At 57.4% G+C, this 910-nt stretch carries 1 protein-coding gene; it reads right to left on the bottom strand.

Translation table 11 applies throughout. From position 1 onward, the window contains the following. Nucleotides 1-219: 219 nt before the first annotated feature. The coding region (locus tag ACR0E6_RS21810; RefSeq protein WP_480587253.1) for an aconitase family protein at nucleotides 220-910 on the bottom strand (691 nt) is incomplete at its 5' end.

Here is a 910-nt window from a genome sequence, read left to right as displayed (position 1 = left end):
GGTCTATATGGGCGGTAACCTTCTGGGCCGCGAGGTCGAGGCGCATCATGTCGCCGAGGGTTTTGTCAATCTTGCTTTGATGGAGCGCACTACCGGCCACGTTATCACGGTCGATGGTGGCAATACCGAGGCCGAACTGCGCTAGCTTCGCCCCCCAAAAAAACCACTGCACGCGACCGATGAACGGCCGCGCGCATGAAAAACTTGTCAAATGCGGCGTTAGAAATGCGCCGATTGAGTGGCCGGGTTTTTCGCAACCGGCGGGGCGAACTTGGTCAGGTCGATCCCTTCAACCGAGGCTTTGTATTCCTCGATCGTCGGCGTCCGACCCAGAATGGCCGACAGGACAACAACCGGGGTCGAGGCCAGCAGCGATTCACCTTTCTTGTCCGGCGCATCTGCCACAACGCGGCCCTGGAACAGGCGGGTCGAGGTGGCCAGAACCGTGTCGCCCTTGGCGGCCTTTTCCTGGTTGCCCATGCACAGGTTACAGCCGGGACGTTCGAGATACAGGATGTTCTCGTACTCGGTCCGCGCCTTTTCCTTCGGGAAAAGGTCGTCGAATTCGAAGCCCGAGTATTTTTCAAGTACTTCCCAGTCGCCTTCTTCCTTCAACTCGTCGATGATGTTGTAGGTCGGAGCTGCGACGACCAGCGGGGCCTGGAACTCGACCTTGCCGGTTTCCTTTTCAAGGTTTTTCAGCATCTGGGCCACGATCTTGATGTCGCCCTTATGCACCATACACGAGCCGACAAAGCCCAGATCCACATGCTTTTCGGCATTGTAGTACGAGATCGGGCGGATTGTGTCGTGGGTATAGCGTTTCGAGACGTCGGCGTTGTTGACATCCGGGTCGGCGATCATCGGTTCAACGATCTGGTCCAGATCGACGACTACCTCGGCGAAGTAT

The organism is Ruegeria sp. AP12, from assembly GCF_056540025.1.
This window is presented reverse-complemented; position numbering and strand designations above follow the sequence as displayed.